The sequence below is a fragment of the Acetobacter papayae JCM 25143 genome (genome assembly GCF_000613285.1).
Lineage (GTDB): Bacteria > Pseudomonadota > Alphaproteobacteria > Acetobacterales > Acetobacteraceae > Acetobacter > Acetobacter papayae.
Map to the genome: position 1 here is coordinate 1 of NZ_BAIN01000128.1, position 2,920 is coordinate 2,920.

The following is a 2,920-nucleotide window of genomic DNA, read 5'->3' on the forward strand; positions in this document are numbered from 1 at the left end:
CGGTCGTTGGGGTGGTCCGGGTGGTGGCGGTGGCCCCGGCCCGATGACCTGGCGGCGTGGGGACCGGTACTGGGGTGGATCGCCTTGGGTGAATGACTGGCGCACCTATCCGGGGCTTTATGCGCCGCCCTACGGGTATCGCTGGGTACAGGCTGGTAATCAGTTTCTGCTGACAGCGGTTGCCACGGGTGTCATTTCCGCCATTGTTGCAGGTTCCATGCGTTAACACGCTCCCTGCCCATAAACGGGCAGGGCTTTTGTAGTCGCATCAATAAGCAAAGGCCCATCCTGATGACAGGATGGGCCTTTGTGTATCAGACTGCTGGCCGGGCGTGCTTTTTGGGCACGGCCTTTGTGTGTCAGGCCAGTGGTGTTTTGCGGGCGTTGGCCGAGGCAACCTTGTGGCCCCATTTGACCAGCGTATCCGTGCAGTCCTTACGGTCAATCTGACATTCGATCAGCGTCGGGCCACGGGTGTTGGCTTTTGCTTGGCAATGGCTTCCGCCAGTTCCTTGGGGGTGGTGGCTTTCAGGCCAAGGCCATGGCCTTCTCCGGCGTTGAACACTTCCATCAGACCGGCGTAATCCCAGTTCTTGATGTAGTTGTAAGGGCCGTCATGAATGGCAATTTCAATGACATAACCACGGTTGTTGATCAGGAAAATGATAACGGGCAGTTCGTAGCGCACCATCTGCGCTACTTCCTGAGCGGTGAGCTGGAAAGAACCATCTCCCACCATCACCACATGCTGGCGATCCTGAGAGCCCATGCATTGCCGAAGGAGGAAGGCACGGACCAGCCGATATGGCCCCACTGCATTTCCAGTTCCACTCGTGCGCCGCGCGGCAGCGTCATGCGCATGGCGTTGAACCATGAATCGCCCGTTTCGGCTACCAGCGTGGTGTTTGATGTCAGCAGGGCGTTGATATGGCGAACGATTTCGTCATTCGTCAGTCCGGCTTCATCTGAGGTTGCAGGGAGCGAGAATGTCGGCACGCTGCCTTTTTGTGCGGAAGCCGGGCGCGCGGGGGCTTTTTCTGCCAGAGCGCGCAGGAACGCGCGCAGGGTAAAGCCGTCATAGGCCCGGCCATCAACCGTAACGCGGTCGGGTTCGGCCAGAATGACATTCGGGCCTTTGGGCCATGCGGACCAGCCAACCGTTGAATAGTCATTGAACACAGGGGCAATGCACAGCAGCGCATCGGCGGTTTCTACCAGTTCCTGCGCGCCGGGAGTTGAAACTTCGCCCCAGTACAGGCCACGGAAACCTGCGTGGTCTTCAGGGAAAAAGCCTTTTGCCGCGGCCATAATGGTTACGGCGCATTGCAGCTTGTCAGCCAGTGTTTCGGTTTCGGCCAGTGCGTTGGCGGCGCGCAGCTTGCTGCCCACCAGCATGACGGGCTTGGTGGATTTTTCCAGAAAGGCAACCGTGGCGTCCACAGCGGCTTTCAGGCTTGTCTGGTCGATTTCGGGCTCGGCCAGCAGGCTGCAGACAGGGCCGGGCTGCACGCAGGGTTCGGAGGAAATGTTGCACGCGATTTCCAGATACGCGGGCTTGCGCTCACGCAGGGCCGTACGGATTACATGGTCGATCTTGGCGGGGGCGGACTGAGCATCGGTAATGCTTTCAGCTGCACAGGTCACCTGTCGCGCCATTTCCAACTGATAGCCGTAATCAGTCTTGCCGGTTGTGTGGTGCAGGATGTGGCCGGTGCCGTGATCGTTGCTGTTGGGCGCGCCCGAAATCAGGATAACCGGCAGGTTTTCGGCATAGGCACCGCCAATGGCATTCATGGCGGAAATGGCGCCGACACTGAAAGTGACCACGGCAGCCGCAGCACCATTGGAGCGGGCATATCCTTCTGCACTAAAGCCGCAGTTCAGCTCGTTGCAGCAGTAAATCTGTTCCATGCCCTTGTTCAGGAGCAACTGGTCCAGAAGAACGAGGTTGTAGTCGCCCGCAACGGCGAAATGGTGCTTCAGCCCGATTTGTACAAGGCGGTCTGCAAGATACATGCCAACGGTATAGGTCACGGTCGGGATACTCCAGTGAGACGCAGGATAGCGATTGCGCTCATTGTAAAAACCCGCCTCAGGCCAATGTCCAATATATGAATGATGGACAATCCATATCTAAAATATATGCCATTAAATATGGGCTATTTGTCCGCAGTTTACCGCCCCGAGGTTGTCCGTAGGCCCTTGCGCAAGGGGCGATCACTCCGGTGTGAGCGCATGGCACGTGCCGATATAGCGGCCTGCCCTTTGCATGAAGCATGGCCTATAGTACGAAACAGTAACGATACGGTCAGTTTTTCGCTGGCCCTGTGGTGCATGAAGCGGGAGAGTAAAGAGAATGGACGTAAGGGCAGCGGTAGCATTTGAGGCTGGACGTTCTTTGGAGATTGAGCGCGTTCAGCTTGAAGGTCCGCGCGCGGGCGAGGTTCTTGTTGAGGTGAAGGCGACGGGGCTTTGTCACACGGACAAGTATACGCTTTCTGGAGCGGACCCTGAGGGTCTTTTCCCGGCGATTTTGGGGCATGAAGGGGCTGGCGTTGTTGTGGAGGTTGGCGCTGGCGTGCAGCACCTGCGCCCGGGTGACCACGTAATCCCGCTCTATACGCCTGAGTGCCGGGAGTGCAAATCATGCCTTTCGCGCAAGACGAACCTGTGCACGGCCATCCGCTCGACACAGGGCAAGGGGCTGATGCCCGATGGCACATCGCGCTTTTCGTTCAAGGGACAGCCGATCCATCATTACATGGGCTGCTCGACCTTTGCGAACTACACGGTTCTGCCGGAAATCGCGCTGGCGAAAATCCGCCCGGACGCGCCGTTTGACAAGGTCTGCTACATTGGCTGCGGTGTCACGACAGGCCTTGGCGCAGTTCTGTTCACGGCGAAGGTGGAGCCCGGCTCT

2 protein-coding genes and 1 pseudogene are annotated in these 2,920 nt (G+C 58.2%); 2 read left to right on the forward strand and 1 reads right to left on the reverse strand.

Going from position 1 to position 2,920, the window contains the following annotated elements:
* Window positions 1-226: RcnB family protein (locus JCM25143_RS14780; protein ID WP_025861787.1), on the forward strand; the 226-nt coding region annotated here is incomplete at its 5' end.
* A 133-nt stretch (window positions 227-359) separates the two neighbouring features.
* Here the strand turns inward: JCM25143_RS14780 and JCM25143_RS20265 are convergent.
* Window positions 360-2,034 (reverse strand): annotated as a pseudogene (locus JCM25143_RS20265) (alpha-keto acid decarboxylase family protein).
* Between the two features lie 322 nt (window positions 2,035-2,356).
* Between JCM25143_RS20265 and JCM25143_RS14790 the strand changes: the two are divergent.
* Window positions 2,357-2,920: alcohol dehydrogenase catalytic domain-containing protein (locus JCM25143_RS14790; protein ID WP_025860738.1), on the forward strand; the 564-nt coding region annotated here is incomplete at its 3' end.